This is a genomic window from Luteococcus japonicus (genome assembly GCF_003752415.1).
Lineage (GTDB): Bacteria > Actinomycetota > Actinomycetes > Propionibacteriales > Propionibacteriaceae > Luteococcus > Luteococcus japonicus.
In genome coordinates this window covers 562346-581226 of sequence record NZ_RKHG01000001.1, presented here as the reverse complement: position 1 = coordinate 581226, position 18881 = coordinate 562346, and the positions used below count along the sequence as shown (strand labels likewise).

14 protein-coding genes and 1 pseudogene are annotated in these 18881 nt (G+C 65.7%); 10 read left to right on the top strand and 5 right to left on the bottom strand.

Features of this window, described 5'->3' with window-relative positions; all coding sequences use genetic code 11:
* Positions 1-68: 68 nt before the first annotated feature.
* A complete protein-coding gene (locus tag EDD41_RS02755) occupies positions 69-635 on the bottom strand; it encodes a TetR/AcrR family transcriptional regulator (RefSeq protein ID WP_123574870.1) in 567 nt (188 codons plus the stop codon).
* 76 nt (positions 636-711) lie between these two features.
* On the opposite strand from EDD41_RS02755, the gene EDD41_RS02750 reads away from it, so the two are divergent.
* Positions 712-1323, top strand: coding sequence for a dihydrofolate reductase family protein (locus tag EDD41_RS02750; RefSeq protein ID WP_123574869.1), 612 nt, complete (start codon positions 712-714; stop codon positions 1321-1323).
* 64 nt (positions 1324-1387) lie between these two features.
* Here the strand turns inward: EDD41_RS02750 and EDD41_RS02745 are convergent, their stop codons facing one another.
* The 3 genes from EDD41_RS02745 to EDD41_RS02735 all read right to left on the bottom strand — a co-directional run bounded on the left by EDD41_RS02745 (position 1388) and on the right by EDD41_RS02735 (position 3642).
* Positions 1388-1828, bottom strand: a complete 441-nt coding sequence (locus tag EDD41_RS02745) for a VOC family protein (protein WP_123574868.1) — start codon at positions 1826-1828, stop codon at positions 1388-1390.
* Between the two features lie 81 nt (positions 1829-1909).
* Complete coding sequence (locus EDD41_RS02740) at positions 1910-2731, bottom strand: VOC family protein (RefSeq protein ID WP_123576821.1); 822 nt, start codon at positions 2729-2731, stop codon at positions 1910-1912.
* A gap of 77 nt (positions 2732-2808) precedes the next feature.
* A complete protein-coding gene (locus tag EDD41_RS02735; RefSeq protein WP_123574867.1) occupies positions 2809-3642 on the bottom strand; it encodes a helix-turn-helix transcriptional regulator in 834 nt (277 codons plus the stop codon).
* Here EDD41_RS02735 and EDD41_RS02730 point away from each other — a divergent pair.
* The 6 genes and pseudogenes from EDD41_RS02730 to EDD41_RS18065 form a co-directional block, all read left to right on the top strand.
* Positions 3641-4075: a hypothetical protein gene (locus EDD41_RS02730; RefSeq protein ID WP_123574866.1), complete on the top strand. Its 435-nt coding sequence runs from the start codon at positions 3641-3643 to the stop codon at positions 4073-4075. The two genes, EDD41_RS02735 and EDD41_RS02730, sit on opposite strands and share 2 nt — an antisense overlap.
* Before the next feature lie 95 nt (positions 4076-4170).
* Positions 4171-5472, top strand: coding sequence for a type IV secretory system conjugative DNA transfer family protein (locus tag EDD41_RS02725; RefSeq protein WP_245995513.1), 1302 nt, complete (start codon positions 4171-4173; stop codon positions 5470-5472).
* 71 nt (positions 5473-5543) lie between these two features.
* Positions 5544-6113, top strand: coding sequence for a hypothetical protein (locus EDD41_RS02720; RefSeq protein WP_123574864.1), 570 nt, complete (start codon positions 5544-5546; stop codon positions 6111-6113).
* On the top strand, positions 6110-7003 hold the full coding sequence (locus tag EDD41_RS02715) for a sigma-70 family RNA polymerase sigma factor (protein WP_123574863.1): 894 nt from the start codon (positions 6110-6112) through the stop codon (positions 7001-7003). The genes EDD41_RS02720 and EDD41_RS02715 overlap by 4 nt, the downstream gene beginning before the upstream one ends.
* A gap of 355 nt (positions 7004-7358) precedes the next feature.
* Positions 7359-7526, top strand: a complete 168-nt coding sequence (locus tag EDD41_RS16725) for a hypothetical protein (protein ID WP_170165211.1) — start codon at positions 7359-7361, stop codon at positions 7524-7526.
* An 18-nt stretch (positions 7527-7544) separates the two neighbouring features.
* Positions 7545-9233 (top strand): annotated as a pseudogene (locus EDD41_RS18065) (DNRLRE domain-containing protein); the annotation flags it as partial.
* A 140-nt stretch (positions 9234-9373) separates the two neighbouring features.
* Here EDD41_RS18065 and EDD41_RS17330 read toward each other — a convergent pair.
* Positions 9374-9781, bottom strand: a complete 408-nt coding sequence (locus EDD41_RS17330) for a hypothetical protein (RefSeq protein WP_245995511.1) — start codon at positions 9779-9781, stop codon at positions 9374-9376.
* A 31-nt stretch (positions 9782-9812) separates the two neighbouring features.
* On the opposite strand from EDD41_RS17330, the gene EDD41_RS02710 reads away from it, so the two are divergent.
* From EDD41_RS02710 to EDD41_RS02700, 3 genes are all read left to right on the top strand, one after another.
* Positions 9813-14372 (top strand): RHS repeat-associated core domain-containing protein, encoded by a 4560-nt coding sequence (locus tag EDD41_RS02710; RefSeq protein WP_245995510.1) that lies wholly within the window; start codon positions 9813-9815, stop codon positions 14370-14372.
* Positions 14373-15160: 788 nt separating this feature from the next.
* The gene (locus tag EDD41_RS02705) at positions 15161-16921 is read left to right on the top strand and encodes an RHS repeat-associated core domain-containing protein (protein ID WP_148060451.1); all 1761 of its coding nucleotides are present in this window, start codon (positions 15161-15163) and stop codon (positions 16919-16921) included.
* A gap of 630 nt (positions 16922-17551) precedes the next feature.
* A complete protein-coding gene (locus EDD41_RS02700; RefSeq protein WP_123574860.1) occupies positions 17552-18859 on the top strand; it encodes an ISL3 family transposase in 1308 nt (435 codons plus the stop codon).
* Positions 18860-18881 lie beyond the last annotated feature (22 nt).

Genomic DNA, 18881 nt, shown 5'->3' with positions numbered 1-18881 from the left:
ACCAGAGCTGGTGTGCTCGTCGCAATCGAATTCTCCGGAGCCGCTCACGGGTCCGTCAGGTCCTTGGCTCAGGGGCTCAGGAGGGCTTGGCTCGCGCGCCGAGCCAGCTCCACGGGATCCGCGTCTGGCCGGGTGGGGGTGGTCAGGGCGTCGAAGAGGATGCCGTCGACGAGGTGGTGCAGCGTTCGGACGGTTTCGGTGTCTCCGGGCAGGCCGCGTTCCTGGTGGAAGGTGATGTCCTGGGCGAATCCTTCTTGCAGCACTGGCGTCACCAGGGCGGCGATCTCGGGGGAGCGGTGGGCTTCGAGGCGTAGTTCGAACCAGGCGCGGCCGAGGTTCGGCTGGGTCAGGAGTCGTTCGACGATGTAGGCGATGTATTCGGGCCCGGCGTCGTGGGCGGGCAGGGTGGCGAGCTGTTCCAGTCGTGCTGGGTCTGGGGTCAGGGTTTCGAACAGGCGTTGTGTCATGCCGGCGAACAGTGCGGACCGGGTGGGGAAGTAGTTCGAGGTGGTGCCCAAGGGTAGGCCGGCTTCGCGATCCACTGCCCGGTGCGTCATGGATCGGGGGCCTTCGCTGCCGAGGATGTGGAGGGCGGCGTCACACACCGTCGCGCGCCTGTCGGGGTTGGCAACCATGGCGAAAACACTACCGGATCGTCCACTACATGTGTTGTACTTGACCAACAACGACAGCTGTAGTGATTGGAGTCTCGTGCGCAACCTCGTCTACTACGTCGCCACATCGATCGACGGCTTCATCGCTGACGCGGATGATGACTTCTCGGCATTCCCCCAGGACCCCGCAACGTTGCGGGTGCTGTTCGACCGCTATCCGGAGACGTGCCCGGCCCACGTGAGGGACGCCCTCGGAGTCACGGCGTCGCCGCGGCGCTTCGATGCCGTGATCATGGGACGCCGGACCCACCAGCCAGCCCTTGACCACGGGCTCACGGACGGCGCCTATCCGCATCTGAACCAGTACGTGGTGACGCGCAGGCCGTTGCCTGACTCGCCCTCGGTCCAGCGAGTCAGCGAGGATCCGGCCCAGTTCGTGGCGGACCTCAAACGGCAGCCCGGCAAGGACATCTGGTTGTGCGGTGGAGGCGACCTCGCGGCGCAATTGCTGGACCTCATCGACGAGCTCCAGCTCAAGGTCAACCCCGTCCTGCTCGGAAGCGGCATTCCCCTGGTACGCGGAATCAGTGTGCCCGCGTCCATCCGGATGGTGCAGTCAGAGCAACTGCCCGGAGGAGTCCTCTTGAACACCTACCGGAAGGACAAAAGAGCGGCTCCCCATGAATCGCTGCGGGACCACCATCGGTGACGCCGGAATCTGGCCCAACAGGGTGACGCTGAGCCAAGAACTGACGGGTGCTGCAATGCCAGGATCACGCAGGGGAAATGGGCTCGAACAGCATGACCAGCAGGTCTTCGGGGCCAACCACGTAGCAGAGGTGACACTCGTCGGCGTACCGCGCGACCTCACCGCGCAGCCCGTAGCCCTCTTGCGCAAGCCGGCCGACGTGGCCTTCGAGGTCGGTGACCTGGAGAGACACTCGATGCAGGCCGATGACGTTGGGGATGCCGGCTCTCGCGGCAGGGAGGGGCGTGGGCGTGACGTACTGCTGCAGCTCGATCTGCGCGTCGGAGTCGTCGGAGCCGAGCACGCAGATCCGGGACTCGACGTCCTCGAGCCCGAGGGTCAAGTCAACCCATGGCCCGTGGACCTGTGCTACGCCCTTGACCTCGAGGCCGAGTGCGACGAAGAAGTCGCGGACGAGCTCGAGGTCCTGGACGACGATGCCGACATTCTCAATGCGCGTGGTCATGTGATTCTCCGTTCAAGGTGATGGTCGGCCTCCCGGTCGTTGGGAGGCCGACCGAAGGTTGGCGCTCATCCTGAAGAGGAGTCAGCGGACGGCCTCGCCGGGGGAGCAGAGCTGGAAGGTGGCGCCCATCGGGTCCGCGACGGTGGCGATGCGCCCGAAGGGGGAGTCCTCGGGCCCGTCGAGGAGCGTGCCGCCCATCTGCTGGACGGTCTCGACGGCCTTGTCACAACCGTCCACGGCGAAGTAGATCCGCCACCACGAGCCCTCGGACTCGGGCACGAAGCCGACGATGTTGCAGATGCCGCTGGAAGCCTCGGCCTCGGGGCCGTTGGTGACGTAGCTGGAGGCGTCGGTGTCGGCGCCGTCCTCCATCGGGGTCTCCATGGCGACGGGGTTGAAGTCGAAGACAGCGGTGTAGAAGGCCTTGGCGGCCTCGAAGTCCTGGGCCATCAGTTCGAACCAGACCGGGGTGCCGGGCTGGCCGGTGAATGCATAGCCCTCGGTGTCCCCGGCCTGCCACATCGCGATGGTGGCTCCGGCGGGGTCCGCGACAGTGGCGCAGCGGCCTGCAGGGCCCACGTCGCTGGCAGGGAACAGAACCGTGGCACCGTGGGCGGTAGCCAGGCCGAGTCGCTTGTCGACATCGTCGACGGCAAGAAAGACGTCCCAAGCGCTCTTCGTGCCATCCGCGGGGACGGGGACGCTGCCATCAGTGGGGTAGTTGGCGACGTCCATCATGCCGCCGACGAGCCCGCCGTCCTTGGTGATCATGGTGTAGTGGCCGAAGTCCGGGCCGGAGTCCTCGAACTGCCAGCCGAACAGTTCGCCGTAGAAGCGCTTGGCGATCTCGAGGTCGGTGGTCTGCAGGTCGAGCCAGGTGGGGGTTCCGGTGGTGCGGGTCATGGTGTCCTCCATCGGTTGTCGGTGTTGACATCACCAACGCTAGGCAGCCGTGACGGGCGATCTTTGTCCGGATGTGCTCACTTCGCCAGTGCTGGTAGGGCGCTGAGCAGCGGGATGTCGTCGATGCCCGCACGACGGAAAGTGAGCGTCACCGCGCCGGGCTGGGTGATGGGTACGTGATGCCGCGCGACGACGGGCCAGGCGGGCGCGAGTTCGTGCAGGTGATCGTCGGACTCCTCGACGACGAACCCGAGCAACCACGGGGCGCTCGGGTGCAGCGGCAGGGACATGGGCTCGTCATACTCTCCCAGCTGCCCCGCGGCTGGAAGACCGATCGGTGCGGGCGTGGGGTACCAACCCAGCCAGATCCGGCACGAGTCGTCGACTCCCTCGGGCAGCACCGGGGTGACGGCGACGATCGGCTGATTCGGGTCGCTTAGCGTGAACGGGGCCACGGCAGAGTGATCCAGCTTCTGCGCCAGCAGGCGCAGGCGCGCGGGCGTGGTGCCCACCGTCGTGGCGAAACGACGGGTGAAGCTCGACAGGGAGTCGAAACCGACCTCGACCGCGACATCGACGACAGCACAGGTTTCGGACAGCAACAGGCGCTTGGCACTGTCGATCCGGACAGCAGCCAGGTAGGCGCTGGGAGCAACCGCGGTCGAGGCCTTGAAGGCTCGGCTGAAGTGGTGACGGCTGTAGCCCGCAGCATCGGCCAAGTCCTGGACGTCTATCCCATCGCAATGATGGTCCTGGACGAAACGCGCGACCTGCTCGACAGCCTGCAGCGGCAAGGCGGGCCTCCGGATCTCGGGCACGCGGCCCACGCTACCCGCCGAGAGCTCATCGCGAGGGCCAAGAGCTCTCGCCACCGGGACTTCGCCGCCGGCTTGAGCCTTCGGAGGTGTCATGTCGACGAGGGATCCTTATCCGCTGACCTGGGAGCTGCCGGCGTTGGTGCTTGGAGGGCTTCTTCTGACCGTGGGGGCGGGGGTGCAGCTGGGCCGGTCAATGGCCTGCTGGGCCGCGGGCTCGGGCTGGTTGTGGCCGGACGAGTTGGTGCGTTCGACCGGCGGGATCCTGGCTGGTCGTCCGGATGCGGGGCTCGCCCCGGGTGCGTGCTTGGTCGGTTCTGGAGCCTTGGCCGCGTCAATCCTCGTGGCGGAGCTCGTGCTGCTGGTGCTGGCCACCCTCGCTGTTCGGAAGGCGTGGTTGCGGTGGGGTCCGGGGGTGGGTGCTGGGTACGCGTCGGCCGACGAGGCCCGGGAGTTGCTCGGCGTAGCGAGGCTGCGTCGGGTCCGCAGCGTCGTGCGTCCTGACCTCGCCCGGAAGGGGAAGCGATGAGCCGGGGTTGGGCGGCTGAGGTGGGCTGGCGGATCGGGCGGGCGAAGCGTCCGCGTGGGGGAGAGCTGTGGTGCCCGTTCGACCGGACCGCTGGGGTGATCGGGCCCCAGGGCTCCGGCAAGACGTTGGACATTCTGACGCCGGCGTTGTTGTCGGCGCCGGGGGCGGCCCTGGTGACGTTGACCAAGCCGGATGACTTGTTCTTGTCGTTGTCGCGTCGCTCCGGGGTGGGGCCGGTGGCGGTGTTGGACACGTTCGGGTTGGCGCCGGGGTTGCCGTCGTTGGTGTGGGATCCAATTGCTGGTTGTGCGGATCCTCTTGTGGCGGAGCGTCGGGCGAAGGCGTTCACTGCCGGGACGATCAAGTCGGGCTCAGCCGGTGGGCGGGGTGATGATGCTGCGCGGTTCTATGCGACTGAGGCGGCGAAGGTGATCCAGTCCTACTTCCACGCCGCCGCGCTGGCCGGTGGTGATCTGGAGCTGGTGTTGGAGTGGGTGGCCAGTCCACTGTCGACGGCCGAGCCGGAGGAGATCCTGCGGCAGCACCCCGGGGCGGCGCCGTTCTGGCATGGACTGTTGACCGGTGCGCTGCGGGGTGATGACCGGACGGCGGGCAACACGATCACGACGGTGCAGCAGGCGATGTCGTTGTTCTTCCAGACCGAGATCCGCCGACGCTGCGTCCCGTCCGTGGGGTCGCCGGCGACGGACATCCGGCAACTGCTGGCCAACCGCGGGACGGTGTACATGCTGGGCCGGGAGGATCCGTATGCGTCGGCCTCGCCGTTGATGACCGCAGCGGCAGAGCATGTGCTGGACACTGCCCTGAGGTTGGCGCACGAGTCGCCGTGGGGAAGGTTGTGTCCGCCGATGCTGTCGGTGCTGGACGAGTTGCCGTCGACGGCGCCGTTGCCGACGCTGCGGACGAGGATGGCCAATGAGCGGGCGTTGGGGTTGTCGTTCATCTACGCGGCGCAGACCTGGCGCCAGCTGGCCGCGATCTTCGGCGAGCAGGAGGCGAGGGCCTTGTTCGGGCTGACCAATGTGTTGGTGTTGTTCGGCGGTTCGAAGGACGTGGCGTTCAACCAGGAGGTCTCCGACCTAGCCGGCATGAAACGCATCGCCCGGACGACCTATCAGCAGGGCCAGCACCACAGCCGCTCGGTCTCGGGTGAGGACGTGCCGGTGATCCGCCCCGCCGAGGTGCGGGAGCTGCGTGAGCGTCACGCGTTGGTGATCGCCGAGAACGCGAAACCCATTCTGGCCAAGCTCGACCGTTGCATCGACGGACGAGCCGGCAAACGTCTCCTGGCTGACCAGCAGCGCATCCGGGACCAGGTCAGACACGCGAGCGCCACGGGGTGTAGGCACCCGGACAGCCACTACGGCTTGGGATGAGCAGATTCCCGAAGTGGAGGAGGTTGTCGATGTCGGAATTGGTGAGGCCGTTCCCGTCGGTGGGAGGTCGGATGCACCGTGCCTATGCGGACCTGGCGCGTCTGGAGCAGGCGAAGGATCCGTCCACGGTGAAGCATCTGGGGCCGGTGGAGTTCATCGCCAGACCGTGGGATGTGGCCGGGATCACTGATCGTGACCTGCGGGTTGAGGTGTGGGAGTGGCTCGACCGGTGTGTCGACTGGCTCAACACCGAGTACGCGTGGCAGCTGGGCGACATCGTCCCGTCGTGTTGGCCGCGGCATCCGCACCTGGTCCACGAGCTCGGCACCGTGTTCGACCAGCGACGCAGGGCCGGGCTCGCGGCCACGTCGGACCTGTTGGCCGAGTGGCACCGCTACACGCTGCCGGCCTTCCAGAACCGCATGAAGGAGACCCTACGCACCAGTTGCGACGCGGGGCATCGTTCCTGCGCCGGGACCGCCCGGATCGGCGCTGCCCGGCAGGACGCCACGGTTCGGGCCGGGTTGTACGACCGCGACGTGGAACACCTCGAACCAGACGACGACGACCTTGCGACCAGCCGCTTTGCGCTCGTCGACGGGCACCTCGTCGACACCGGCAGCGGTGAGGTCCTCACGTGAGGCTGGACGACCAGCAGCTGCTGGCCTGCTGGGACGCCCGCGATGCGGGTGTCCTGGCACGCAGCGCCCTCGACGGGGACGCGGATGCACTTCGGGCCACGCGGGGTGCGACGCGCGAGGAGCTGCAGCGGTTGGTCGATGCCGGGCAGGCGGCGTGCCAGCAGGTGGTGGCCTCGAGTCTGGGGCTGGTGGGCTACACGATGCGCCAGACCCACATCGCACCCTCCGACCGGGACCTCTTCCAAGAAGGAGTCCTCGGCCTGATGAATGCGGTGCACAGGTTCGACCCGAGCAGGGGAGTGTGGTCGTCGTTCGCCTATGGCAGCATCCGCCAAGCACTGGTGACCGCCATCGCCGCAGAGGCAGGCGCGCGCCAAGGCCTCACCACCAATGCAGCGCGCGACCAGTACCGCTACCGCGCGCTCGCCGCGACGCAGCCAGCCGGTCCCGGCGCCGATGGCGCGGCGCGTGTCGCGGCCGAGACTGGGGCGCCGATCGAGCGAGTGGAGATGCTGCTGACCCGACGAGCCAGCGCATCGCTCGACGGCCTCGAATCACACGTTGCCCTCCGAGCGCACCACGAGGCCGACCCTGTCGACAGCATTGACCTTCGCCCCTACCTCCGAGCCCTGCCGCCGACCGAGCGCTCCGTCCTGAGGGACTTCTACGGCATCGGACGACCCCCGAAGCCCCTCAAGACGATCGCTGACGGCTTGGATGTGTCGGAATCCACGGCACGTCGGCTCCTGTCCCGCGGCCAAGGCTACCTGCACGATGTGATGGTGCACTTCGGGGCTGAAGCAGCGACGACAGGCGCCGTCGGACGAGTGCCCCGGCAGCCTGCACCGACCGGTAAGGCGGTGCGACCCGCGCTTCCAGCGTCGCCGTAGGCTCTGCCCTTGGGGACTGGCACCGGTAGGGCCTCTCGGTCATCGATTCAACCCGTTACCTTGCTGGTGACCCCGCGTTATGGGGTCACCAGCAAGGTAACGGGGGCTCTGTGTAGCCGCCGCTGGGCTCCGGTGCTCTTCGAGAGCTCGACCGCTCCCTAGTCAACTGCAGGGCTTTCAGTTCGGTGGGAATTGCGTCAGTCCATGACGACCGTTCTGACGCCGAGAGAGCGCCGGACTGCGGTCCAGCTGTGAAATGTGAGGTCGCCAGGGTAGGTCACTCGCTGGAAGAAGAGTGAGCTCACTAGTCGGGAGAGCGGTGCGCCGGGTGCCACTCGGCTCTGTTGAATGATGCATGCCCGAACCCACGCCCCACCCGCCCCTCACTCTGCTCACTGCCAGCATCGCGGGTGGCGGCTGGGGTGACTGCGCCGCTCCCCGTCCGAGCCCACGGGCGCGGATGGTGGAGCGCCGACAGATCGGCCCCCTGGTGAGCCAAGCGCACCTCCGCGAGCCCCAGTGAGTGCACGATGGGCGCTCAATGGTCCGCAGACGCCTCGAAGATGCCGGCTCTGAGCCACTGGCAGCGCGTAGCCGGGCGGGCGAACCTTTGCTCAACTGCTGCGTCCACCAGTGCCAGATTGGGTTGAGGATGCCGCCGCCCACTTCAGGGAACTGGTGCGCTCACTCGGCGTGTGAACAACATCTCCTCTTGGGTCTGGTAGTTCGTGCCCCACTCAGGCGGCCATCTGTCATAGTTCTACTGTTACGTCGCGTCGTAGACGGGTCTCTCATGTCTGGTTGGAGTTTGCGCCGGTTGGTTCGGGTGGGTCGGGGTTGGTTGGTGGGGGCGACGTCGTTGGCGTTGGTGGCGTCGTTGGCTCCGGGGGATGTGGCGTGGGCTGATGAGGCGACGCCTGCACCGGCGCCTGTGGAGGTGGTGGCGGGGCAGGAGCCTGGTCCGGATGGTCTGGTGCCGTTGGATGGGGAGTTGACTCGTCCGGATTGGGTGTCGGCGTCGGTGACGGCGAGGGCTTCACAGCGTCGGGTGGAGGTGCTGGCCGAGCGGTCTGAAACCCGGCGTGTATGGGTGCATGCGGATGGTCATGTGCAGGAGGAGGTTGCGGCGGCTCCGGTGCGGTTCAAGGACGCGTCGGCGACGGCCACGGATGGGTGGCGTGTGATTGACACGACGTTGAAGGCCACACCGGCTGGGGCGGTGCCTGCGGCGATGCCGGGCCGCGTGTCGGTGGGTGGCGAGCAGGTGGTGTCGATGACCGATGCTGCGGGTGATGGTGCGGCTGTGTCGTTGGATGGGGTTTCGCTGGGTGCGCCGGTGGTGGATGGGTCTGTGGCGACCTATCGGGATGTGGTGCCGGGGGTGGATGTGCGGGTGGAGGTCCGCCCGGTGGGTTTTGAGTTGGTGTGGGTGGTCAAGTCCCGCAAGGGCATGTCGGAGGCGGTTCGGCGCTGGGGTCGTGCTGGCCAGGTGGTGTTCCCGACCACGTTGACGGGTGCCGGGGACACGGTTCCGACGGCCGGCAAGGACGGCTCGGTGGAGTTGGTGGATGCCGGCTCGAAGAAGCCGCGGGGTCGGTTGGCGGCTCCGCAGATGTGGGATGCCGGTGCGGGCAAGCACGCGGATCGGGGCGCGTCGAAGGCGGCGGGATTCCGGTTGGGTGCGGTGAAGCGTGTGGGGAAGGTGTCGCGGGCGTCGTTGGGTGTGGTGGCGGATGTGGCGTGGTTGAACTCGCCGCAGCGCACGTTCCCGGTGACGGTGGATCCGACCTATGCGCAGTCGACGCCGTATCCGATTTTCGACACGTTTGTGCAGCAGGGTTATGGCACGGATCAGTCGACGTCGGGGGAGTTGAAGTTGGGCAACAACGGCTCGGGGCAGGTGGCCCGGTCGTTCCTGAATTTTGATGCCGCGGCGTTCAAGGGCAAGCAGGTGACCTCGGCGTCGTTGAGCCTGGCTGCGATGCACTCCTGGTCCTGTACACCGCGGGCGTGGTCGACGTATGACTCGGGGGTGGCGTCGACGGCGACGCTGTGGACGGCGCAGCCGAGCATTGGTGCCAAGCGGGTGACGTCGACCGAGACGAAGGGGTATTCGTCGGCGTGTCCGGTGGGGCGTGTGCACATTGACATGACGGCGCAGGCGAAGGCGTGGTCGACGTCGACGGCCGCCAGTGTGGGGATGATGCTGCGGGCTGATGATGAGACCGATCCGTATGGGTGGAAGCGGTTCTACTCGAATGATTCGGCGTATCGGCCGGTGATGAGTTTGAACTATGACCGGGCTCCCGGGACGGCGAATGTGCCGACGATCTCGAAGTCGGCGGTGGTCAATGGCAAGACCTACATCTCCTACGGGGATCCGGCCTTGTCGACGCAGGTTCCGTCGGATGTTGATGGGAACACGGTGAAGGTGGAGTTCCATCGGTTGCCGTCGGCGACCTCGGGGTATGGGTCGGTGTTGTGTGGGACGGGGTACCAGGCGGCGGGCACGACGGCTTCGTGTGTGCCGGGCACCAAGCTTGCGGACAATGACCATGCCTGGTTGCGGGCGCGGGGCAATGACTCGATGCTGACCGGTGGTTGGTCATCGGCGAAGGAGTACTGGGTGTCGTTGTCGGCGCCGCCGACGCCGAGCGTGTCGTGTCCGACGGTGAAGAATTCATGGACGGATGCGGTGAAGTCGGCGGAGACGTGCACCGTGTCGTTGACGGCGGCTGCGGCGACGTCGAATTCGGCGGCGACGCATGTGCGGTACACGGTGGATGGTGGTGCCGAGAAGATTGCTGCGGTGACGCAGCCGACGACCACGGCGCCCACGACTTTCCAGATCCCCAAGGTGGGTGGCACGGCCGGGTGGCACACGGTGACGGTGACGGCGCAGTCGCCGGTGGGCAGGCAGTCGGCGAAGGTGACCTACGGCTTCGGCTATGGCACGCCGTCGATGTCGGCGCCGGTGTCGGGGCAGACCACCACGGATGTGGTGCAGGTCACCGGGCAGGGTGGTCCGGGTGGTACGGCGGGGCAGGTGCAGTGGCGGGTGGCCGGTTCGACGGGCTTCTTGCCGGTGCCGGCCAGCAACCAGTTCACCTTCACCTCTGGTACTCAGAACGTGACCGCCAGTGGGTTGATGGACACCACCAGCCTGGTCGGTCAGGCCGATGCGCAGGGTGTGGTGGTGCCCGAGCGGATCCCGGCGAGGCTGGAGTTGCGGGTGTGCTGGACCTATGGCGGGTCGCCGAAGTGTTCGCCGGTGCGCAGGGTGGTGCGGGTGCCGCACGCCTTCGGGTCGGGGTTCCCGACCAGTGAGGCGGGGCCGGGTCAGGTGGCGTTGTGGACCGGTGAGTTGCAGGTCTCGGAGTCGGATGCTGACCTGCCGTCGCCCACCTCGGCGATCGGGGTGTCCCGTACGCACAATTCGTTCGCTGGGGACGTCGCGGCCTCCAAGCAGGTCTTCGGGCCGGGCTGGGTCGCCGGGTTGGATGGCGGCGATGACGGCCTGTCCGCCTCCGAGGTGGTCGACAACACCCGCCTGGACGGAACCATCGCGCTGGTCAGCGACGAGGGCGACACCCTGATCTACACGGCGCCGGCACGCCGCAGCAGCGCAGCGTTCGCGACGGGCACGTATGAGCCGGCGGACGACGACACCGCCAGCAGTGGCATCACCCTGAGCGTGGCCGGATCCACTCCGGTGCTCACGCTCAAGGACGAGGATGGGGTGACGACCCGATTCACCGCGACGGCGGCACCGTCGGCGACGGCGGACAGTGTTTTTGCGGTCACGGATGTGACTGATCCGGCCACGCCGGGCAAGACGACCTACCAGCGCGATGCCCAAGGCAGGGTGACGGCGATCATCGCCCCCGTGCCCACGGGGGCAGCGGCGTGTGTGCCGGGCACCCGCACCGCCGGGTGCCGGGTGTTGAAGCTGGCCTACAACCCCCAGGGCCTCGTGTCGCAGATCTCCGCGCAGGTGGACACCGAAAGCACCGACCGGGTGCTGTCCAGCTACACCTACAACACCGACAAGACCATGTCCTCGCAGACCGACGTGGTCACCGGCCTGGTCACCAAGTACTCCTGGACCGGCAGTGCCGCGGACAAGACGCTGCGGCTGGCCGGGATCACTCCGCCCGGGCAGGACGGCTACACCTTCACCTATGCCAACAACCGGCTGGACAAGGTCACCAGGCCACTGCCTGCGACGGTGGAGGCGGCGGATCGTACGGCGCAGCTCGCGGCGTTCGTGTACGCACAGCCGGCGGATGTGTCGAATTTCGACCTGGCCCAGTTCGACGGCTACCCGTTGGACCGCCGCGCCTCCCAGACCTTCGCGGTCTTCGGGCCGGATCAGAAGATCACCGGTATCCCGGCCAAGAATGATGCGGCGTGGCAGCGGGCCAACGTATTCCTCACCGATGGTGAGGGTTACACCATCCACGAGGGCTCCTACGGCGCCGGGGCGTGGCAGTGGAGCGCCAACGTCTACGACGACCACGACAACATCATCCAATCCTGGGATGCGCGGGCGACCGAGCAGTTGCGTGCCGGTGAGTTGACCGATGTGGGGGCGGCCTCCACCGAGACCACCTACAACACCGACATCACCAACGCCGCCGGCCAAGTGGTCACCCCGGCCGGAACCTTGGTGACCCGCACCCTCGCCCCGGCCCGCACCGCCACCGACACCGCTGGGGAGCAGGTGTGGATCCGCACCCAGACCGACACCGTCTACGACCAGGGCGCCCCCAACGCAGGTGTCAATCCGTTGTCGGGTCAGCCGTACCGACTGCCCACGCAGGTCACCACAGCCTCCATGGAACAGACCGACGCCGGCTGGGTGCGTCACGAACTGCTCAACACGACTGTCACCGGCTACGACGGCACCACGGCGGGTGGCAAGTCCGGCTGGGAGCTGGGCCAGGCCACCTCCACCACCACCCGGATGGGCGGCAGCGAGGCCGCCACAGCCGGCGACATCACCCGGGAGACGGTCTACGACGACGAAGGCCGCGTGATCGAACAGCGCCAGCCCTCCGCCAAGGGCACGTCCGCTGATGCCGGGACCCGCCAGACCGTCTACTACACCACCGCCGCCGACCAGACGGTTCCCGCCTGTGGCGGCAAACCGGCCTGGGCCGGGTGGGTGTGCCAGACCATGCCCGGCGCCGGCACCCTGCCGGTCGAACGAACCACCAGCTACACCTGGGACGGCCAAGCCGCCCAGACCCAAACCATTGCTGGCGCCACCACGGTGACCACCACGACGACCTACGACGCGAAGTCGCGGCCCGTCACGGTCACCACCACCAGTGCCGGCCTGACTGGCTCCACACCCGTCCCGGCCGTCACCACCAGCTACGACGCGAACGGACAAGTCACCGGCACCACGTCGACGGCTGGGTCGACGGCCATGACCTACGACACGTGGGGTCGTCAGCTCACCTACACCAACACCCCCGCCGGGCAGCCGGCCGACACGGCGACGACCACCTACGACGCACTCGGCCAGGTCACCAAGGTGGCCGACAACAACGGCAGCCAGTCGTTCACCTACGACGGGACCGATGCCAACGGTCGGGCCGAGACGCGTGGCCTGGTCACCAAGACCGAAGTCAGTTCCGGTGGCATCACCCACTCGGCGACGGCCGCCTACGACGCCCAGGGCGCCGCGACGGTGGAGAAGCTGCCCGGCGGCATCATCCGTCGCCACTCCTATGACCCGGCCGGTGAGCTGGTCGATTTGACCTACTCCGGGAAGGGCACCGATCCCGACACCGGCGCGGCGATGGCTGATCAGCAGTGGTTTGGCTGGTCCAGTCGTAGTGATGCTGCGGGTAGGACGGTGCGGGAGTGGTCCACCGACGGCGGGTCGGCCTACACCACCCCCGAAGGGGCGCAGGCCGTCAGTTCGGACCGCCGTTACAGCTATGACAAGGCAGCCCGCCTGATCCGCGTCGACGAAACGCTCAACACCCGCGCCGTGGCGCCGTCGTGTACGCGTCGTGGGTACGGGTTCGACGTGAATGGCAACCGCACCAGCCAGAGCGTCGCGTCCAACCCGAGTGACTGCGCCGACACTGGAGCGGCGACGGTGACACGGGCCTACAACGAGGCGGATCAGCCTGTCACGGGCGCGAACGGGCAAGGCAGCTACGTCTACGACCCGCTGGGGCGTCAGACCAGCATCCCGGCGGCGGACACGATCAAGCCCGCCAACGGGGCTATGAGTCTGGCCTATTACGACTCCGATGCTGCGCAGTCCGTGGCTCAGGGGGACACCAAGGTCACGTTCACCCTGGATGGTGCCGGCAGGCGGTTGGTGCAGAACACCACCGTCGGACCCGTCATCACACCCGATGTGGTGGCGGGCACCATGACCAGGCACTACACCGATTCGTCGGACAACCCCGCCTGGACCGTCGACGTGCGCGGTGGGCAGATGGTGACGACCAGGTTTGCCGGGTTGACCGGGGACGGGATGGGTATCACGTTCACCACCCTCAATGGCACCACCACGGCGGAGTTGGCCCTGGCCGGGCTGCGCGGGGACGTGAACGCGACTGTCAAGCTCGACGGCACCAACCCGGCCAACGGGATCGACACCTGGGCCGACTACACCGAGTACGGGCAGTCCACCGCCGCCAAGACCGCCACGGTGGGTGGCGCGGCGGGTGCCGGGTACGGCTGGCTCGGGGCCCATGAACGCGCCACCCTGGATGCGCTGGGCATCACGTTGATGGGCGCCCGGTTGTACAACCAGGCCACCGGCTTGTTCACCTCCTTGGATCCGGAGTACCAGGGCGGTGACACCGCCTATGGCTACCCAACGGATCCGGTCAACAACCAAGACCTCGACGGAAAGAGTTGGTGGGGTAGGGCTAAGCGCTACGCGCGATCAGCGGGAAGGTCCGTTTGGCGAGGATCGGGACGAGCCTCGCGTTGGCTCACAGGAAACAGCTTCGGGGCTCGGGCAATCAGGACGGGATGTAGCTTTGCCTGGGGAGGCGTTGGGCTCGGGTGCAATCTCATCATCGCCGGGGCCTATGCTCGTACGGGGAATCGCCGGGCTGCTCGGCATCAGATCTACGGCGCGGCGGCCGGCGCCGTGGGTGGTGGTGCCACATTTGGACTGTATCGCCGCGCATATCGTTACGGAGGGGGAGTTCGAGTGTCTCGTCATTACAAGAAAGCCAATCGTCTGATTCATCCGCGGAGAAATGCGCGCTATCAAGCGTCGAGGCATCGGATGCCAACTTCTGTTCACGTTGCTGGCCGCCACTTGGGGTATGCATCGGCATATGCCACATCGTCAGTGGTTGGGCGCTACTATCCGACGGCCTACTAGGGGATTCTGTGGTAATTCGCGGGATATTCGCAAAGGTGCAGCCGCTCTTTGTTATATCTGTCATGGAATGGGGAATTTTTCTCTGGGCAAGAGGTTCATCCAGGTTCCTGGGTGAGTCCGCTGGATTATTGGCATGGGTGACTTTAGCAATTTATGGCGGCTGTGTAATCCGCGTACTCATCAGTAGAGTCGAGGTCAAAAATGGCTGCGTGGTGTATTCGGGGATGCTCTCTGGATGGTCTGTGCCGGTCGGTGAGATTTGTTGCATTGGGGTTTCTGAATCCGGAGGCCTTCGCATAGCCGCTGGTGCGCCCACTGCACACACGGTGGGGGTTCAGCGAAAGGATGGAAAGGTGTTCAAGGCCTCGCATGCTGGATTTCTCAGTTATGAACGAGCGAAACAGTCGTGTCGGGGGTTGGCTATTCAGGTGGGCTGCAAGTTCTTTGATGACGGCTATTTGGAATAGTATGGAGTCCTGTGGTAGTCGATACGCGTATCTAGTGGATGACGGGCAGCATGTGGTGGGAGCCGCAGCGTTTGAGCTGACCTCGATCACGGAATCAGGTGGGATGCTTCGCCGATGGTCTCGCGTGAGAAGAGTGCTGCACTGGAGAGTGCGTTTCTATATGACCAATGCCCCTTGGGATGAGGGCTTCGATGAAATAGGTAGTCTTGGTGATGTGTCGGATTTGAAGGAATTTCGATACCAAGGCCATCTCTATAATATTCGCTGGATATCGTGCGATGAAACAGCGGGCATAGCTGAAGAGTTAGCGGGGGAATATTGATGCCTCGTGTTGGTCCACGTTGGTCCGGCAATGATGATGCATTGGGGCAGGTCGGAAACGTGGTTGACCCTGCAGCCTACGATGCCCAGGGCGCGGCGACGGTGGAGAAGTTGCCGGGTGGGGTCATTCGCCGGCACTCCTACGACCCGGCCGGTGAACTGGTTGACCTGACCTACTCCGGCAAGGGTACGGATCCGGAGACTGGCGCGGCGGTGGGTGATCAGCAGTGGTTTGGCTGGTCCAGTCGTAGTGATGCTGCGGGTAGGACGGTGCGGGAGTGGTCCACCGACGGCGGGTCGAGCTACATCACCACCGGAGGGGCGCAGGCCGTCAGTTCGGACCGCCGTTACAGCTATGACAAGGCAGCCCGCCTGATCCGCGTCGACGAAACGCTGAACACTCGCGCCGTGGCGCCGTTGTGTACGCGTCGCGGGTACGGGTTCGATGTGAATGGCAATCGCACCAGCCAGACGACCGCGTCCAACCTCAGTGACTGCGCCGATACTGGTGCCGTCGCCACGACCCGCGCCTACAACCAGGCTGACCAGCCCGTCACGGGCGCGAACGGGCAGGGCAGCTACGTCTACGATCCCTTGGGTCGTCAGACCAGCATCCCCGCCGCCGACACCATCAAGCCGAGTAGTGGCGCGATGAGCCTGGCCTACTACGACACCGATGCTGCACAGGCGGTCAGTCAGGGCGACACTCGGGTGACGTTCACCCTCGACGGCGCTGGCAGGCGACTGGTGCAGAACACCACCGTCGGACCCTTGGTGACGCCTGATGTGGTGGCGGGCACGATGACGCGGCACTACACCGATTCGTCGGACAATCCTGCCTGGACGGTCGACGTGCGCGGTGGGCAGAGTGTGACGACCCGGTTTGCTGGGTTGACCGGGGATGGGATGGGGATCACGTTCACCACCACCAACGGCATCACCACCGCGGAGTTGGCCCTGGCCGATCTGCGTGGTGATGTGAACGCGACCGTCAAGCTCGACGGCGCCAACCCCGCGACGGGGATCGACACCTGGCACGACTACACCGAATACGGCCAACCCACCATCGCCAAGACCAGCGTGGCTGGTGGTGCGGCCGGTGCCGGGTACGGGTGGCTGGGTGCGCATGAGCGCGCCACCCTGGATGCGCTCGGGATCACGTTGATGGGCGCCCGGTTGTACAACCAGGCCACCGGCTTGTTCACCTCCCTGGATCCGGAGTACCAGGGCGGGGACACCGCCTACGGGTATCCCACAGATCCGGTCAACACCCAAGACCTCACAGGAACCCGGTGGGGTTTGAGGAAGATCGGGAGTTTCGCGGCTCGCCATGCAGTCACAGGGGTCTGCATGTTTGGAGGACTTGCGGCATGTGGTGTTGCGACAGCTGCGGCCTGGGGGTACCGAAGCTATCGCTATGCAAAGAGAAATGGGGGATTTCGAAGGTCTTGGCGCCATATTGCACGTGATGGCGCATTCAGTGCCCGTGGAGTCGCGTCAGGGGGGATGTTCCGCGTGGCGAAATATGGGCGTTCGGGGCTGAGTCGGTGGGGCTCTAGTGGCCAACGCTATACGAGGTCCTATCAACACTTTACTGGTATGAGGAGCGCACCGAGGCGCCTTGGAAGACGAGATAGACTAGCATGGTATTACCATAGTGTCCGACAGCATAAGAGGGCGTGGATTGCACATTCGATCTATGGCTCCGTTGGCTCTGTCGCGAGCTTTGCCTTTGCTCGTGCTGGCGGGGGTATCTGGTGATTGGACTCTGGTTATGAAAAGACTTCTTTGGAATCCAGTTAGGGTGCTCGTTTGGGTGCCACTCAGTGCGCCCTTTCTGTATTGGGGTGGTGAAGTTCTCTCAGGATTTCGATCCCCTTATGGTCGATTGGATGAACTGGTAAATTTGGCGATCGGAAGTTTCTGTCTTGGCGTTGGTCTCTATTTTCTATTCAGAGGAGCTCTCCTCCAATTTGTCTTCGTGGGGGAGCGATTCCTGTGGTCCCCGCGGCTTCGGAGGTTGGATTTCGATAGAATCACAGGTATTACCTATGTACAGCTGCCATCCAGCCTTCTGGAGGATCGCCGAGGAATTGCCATAGAGGTTTCGGATGCAAGATTCAGCAATGATTGGATCGTCTTGTCTGAATTGATCGACGGTGAGTTGATCCAGTCGCGACATGCTGACGAGTTCTTCGAGTACCTGGTGCAAGTTCATGGAGTGCCAGTAAAGCGCGCCCCGGAGAGAGTGTTCCGGGGCTGGGTGCCCTGATGCTATTGGTGGCTCTTCACAGATGAGGGTGTAGGTCGGTAGCGGGACCCGGGTGGTGACAGGGATCGAGGTCCTTGGATGATGGAAGTTCCTACACAGCCATCGCCAAAGACCTCGACATGGACAACGCTACCTTCACGACCCCTGACCTGGCCACGTTCTGCCGTCTCGATGACCTCGGCCTGGCCGTCACCGGTCAGCACCTCACCGGCAAGCGCGCCGTCCTGGCGTGTCGCCCGGTCCAGCCTGATCACTGGTGCCACCGCTGCGGCTGCCACGGCCAGCCGCGTGACAGTGTCGTGCGAGAGTTTGCGCACATCCCGTTCGGCTGGCGCCCCACCACCCTCCAGGTTCGGCTGCGCCGCTACCAGTGCACCGGCTGCGGGCATGTCTGGCGCCAGGACCTCACCCGCGCAGCGTCGCCGCGTTCCTGCTTGTCACGAGGTGCATTGCGATGGGCGCTGGAAGCGCTGGTGGTCAACCACCTGTCCATGACGCGCATCGCGGCCGCGCTCGGGGTGGCGTGGAACACCGCCAACGACGCCGTCCTCGCCGAAGGCCAGCGGATGCTCATCGACTCCCCCGGCCGCCTCGATGGCGTGACCGTCGTGGGCGTCGACGAGCACGTGTGGCGCCACACCCGCCGCGGCGACAAGTACGTCACCGTGGTCATCGACCTGACCCCCGTCAGCACCGGGACCGGAGCGTCTCGGTTGTTGGCGATGGTCGAGGGGCGTTCGAAGCAGGCGTTCAAGACGTGGCTCGCCGAGCAGCCCCAGACCTGGAGAGACGGAGTGAAGATCGTCGCGATGGACGGGTTCACCGGCTTCAAGACCGCCGCCGCCGAAGAACTGCCGAAAGCTGCCACGGTGATGGATCCCTTCCATGTCATCCGGCTCGCTGGGGATGCTCTGGATGTGTGCCGCAGGCGGGTCCAGGTCTCGCTGCACGGCAGTCGGGGGCGCAAGCACCATCCGCTCTACCAAGCACGGCGAACGCTACACACCGGCGCTGATCTACTCACTGACAAGCAACAACGCCGCCTGAATGCCCTGTTCGCTGATGACCGGCACGTTGAGGTCGAGGCCACTTGGGGCGTCTACCAGGCCATGATCACGGCCTACCGCACCAAGGCCCGCAGCGACGGCAAGAAGGCCCTGGCCAGACTGATCGACTCGATCGGATCAGCGGTTCCCACCCGCCTGGTCGAGGTCTGCAAGCTCGGCCGCACCCTGGCCAAGCGCCGGGCCGACATCCTCGCGTTCTTCGACCACACCGGCTCGAGCAACGGCCCCACCGAGGCGATCAACGGCCGGCTCGAACACCTCCGAGGCACCGCCCTGGGCTTCCGCAACCTCACCCACTACATCGCCAGGTCCCTGCTCGAGGCCGGGGGGTTCAGACCCCAACTACACCCTCGATTGTGAAGAGCCCTATTGGTTGCCTGTG

Coding starts and splice junctions, on each gene's coding strand:
- EDD41_RS02755 (WP_123574870.1), bottom strand. CDS start 635: ATGGTTGCCAACCCCGACAGGCGCGCGACGGTGTGTGACGCCGCCCTC.
- EDD41_RS02745 (WP_123574868.1), bottom strand. CDS start 1,828: ATGACCACGCGCATTGAGAATGTCGGCATCGTCGTCCAGGACCTCGAG.
- EDD41_RS02740 (WP_123576821.1), bottom strand. CDS start 2,731: ATGACCCGCACCACCGGAACCCCCACCTGGCTCGACCTGCAGACCACC.
- EDD41_RS02730 (WP_123574866.1), top strand. CDS start 3,641: ATGTCGACGAGGGATCCTTATCCGCTGACCTGGGAGCTGCCGGCGTTG.
- EDD41_RS02735 (WP_123574867.1), bottom strand. CDS start 3,642: ATGACACCTCCGAAGGCTCAAGCCGGCGGCGAAGTCCCGGTGGCGAGA.
- EDD41_RS02720 (WP_123574864.1), top strand. CDS start 5,544: ATGCACCGTGCCTATGCGGACCTGGCGCGTCTGGAGCAGGCGAAGGAT.
- EDD41_RS16725 (WP_170165211.1), top strand. CDS start 7,359: ATGCCCGAACCCACGCCCCACCCGCCCCTCACTCTGCTCACTGCCAGC.
- EDD41_RS02705 (WP_148060451.1), top strand. CDS start 15,161: ATGCCTCGTGTTGGTCCACGTTGGTCCGGCAATGATGATGCATTGGGG.
- EDD41_RS02700 (WP_123574860.1), top strand. CDS start 17,552: ATGGACAACGCTACCTTCACGACCCCTGACCTGGCCACGTTCTGCCGT.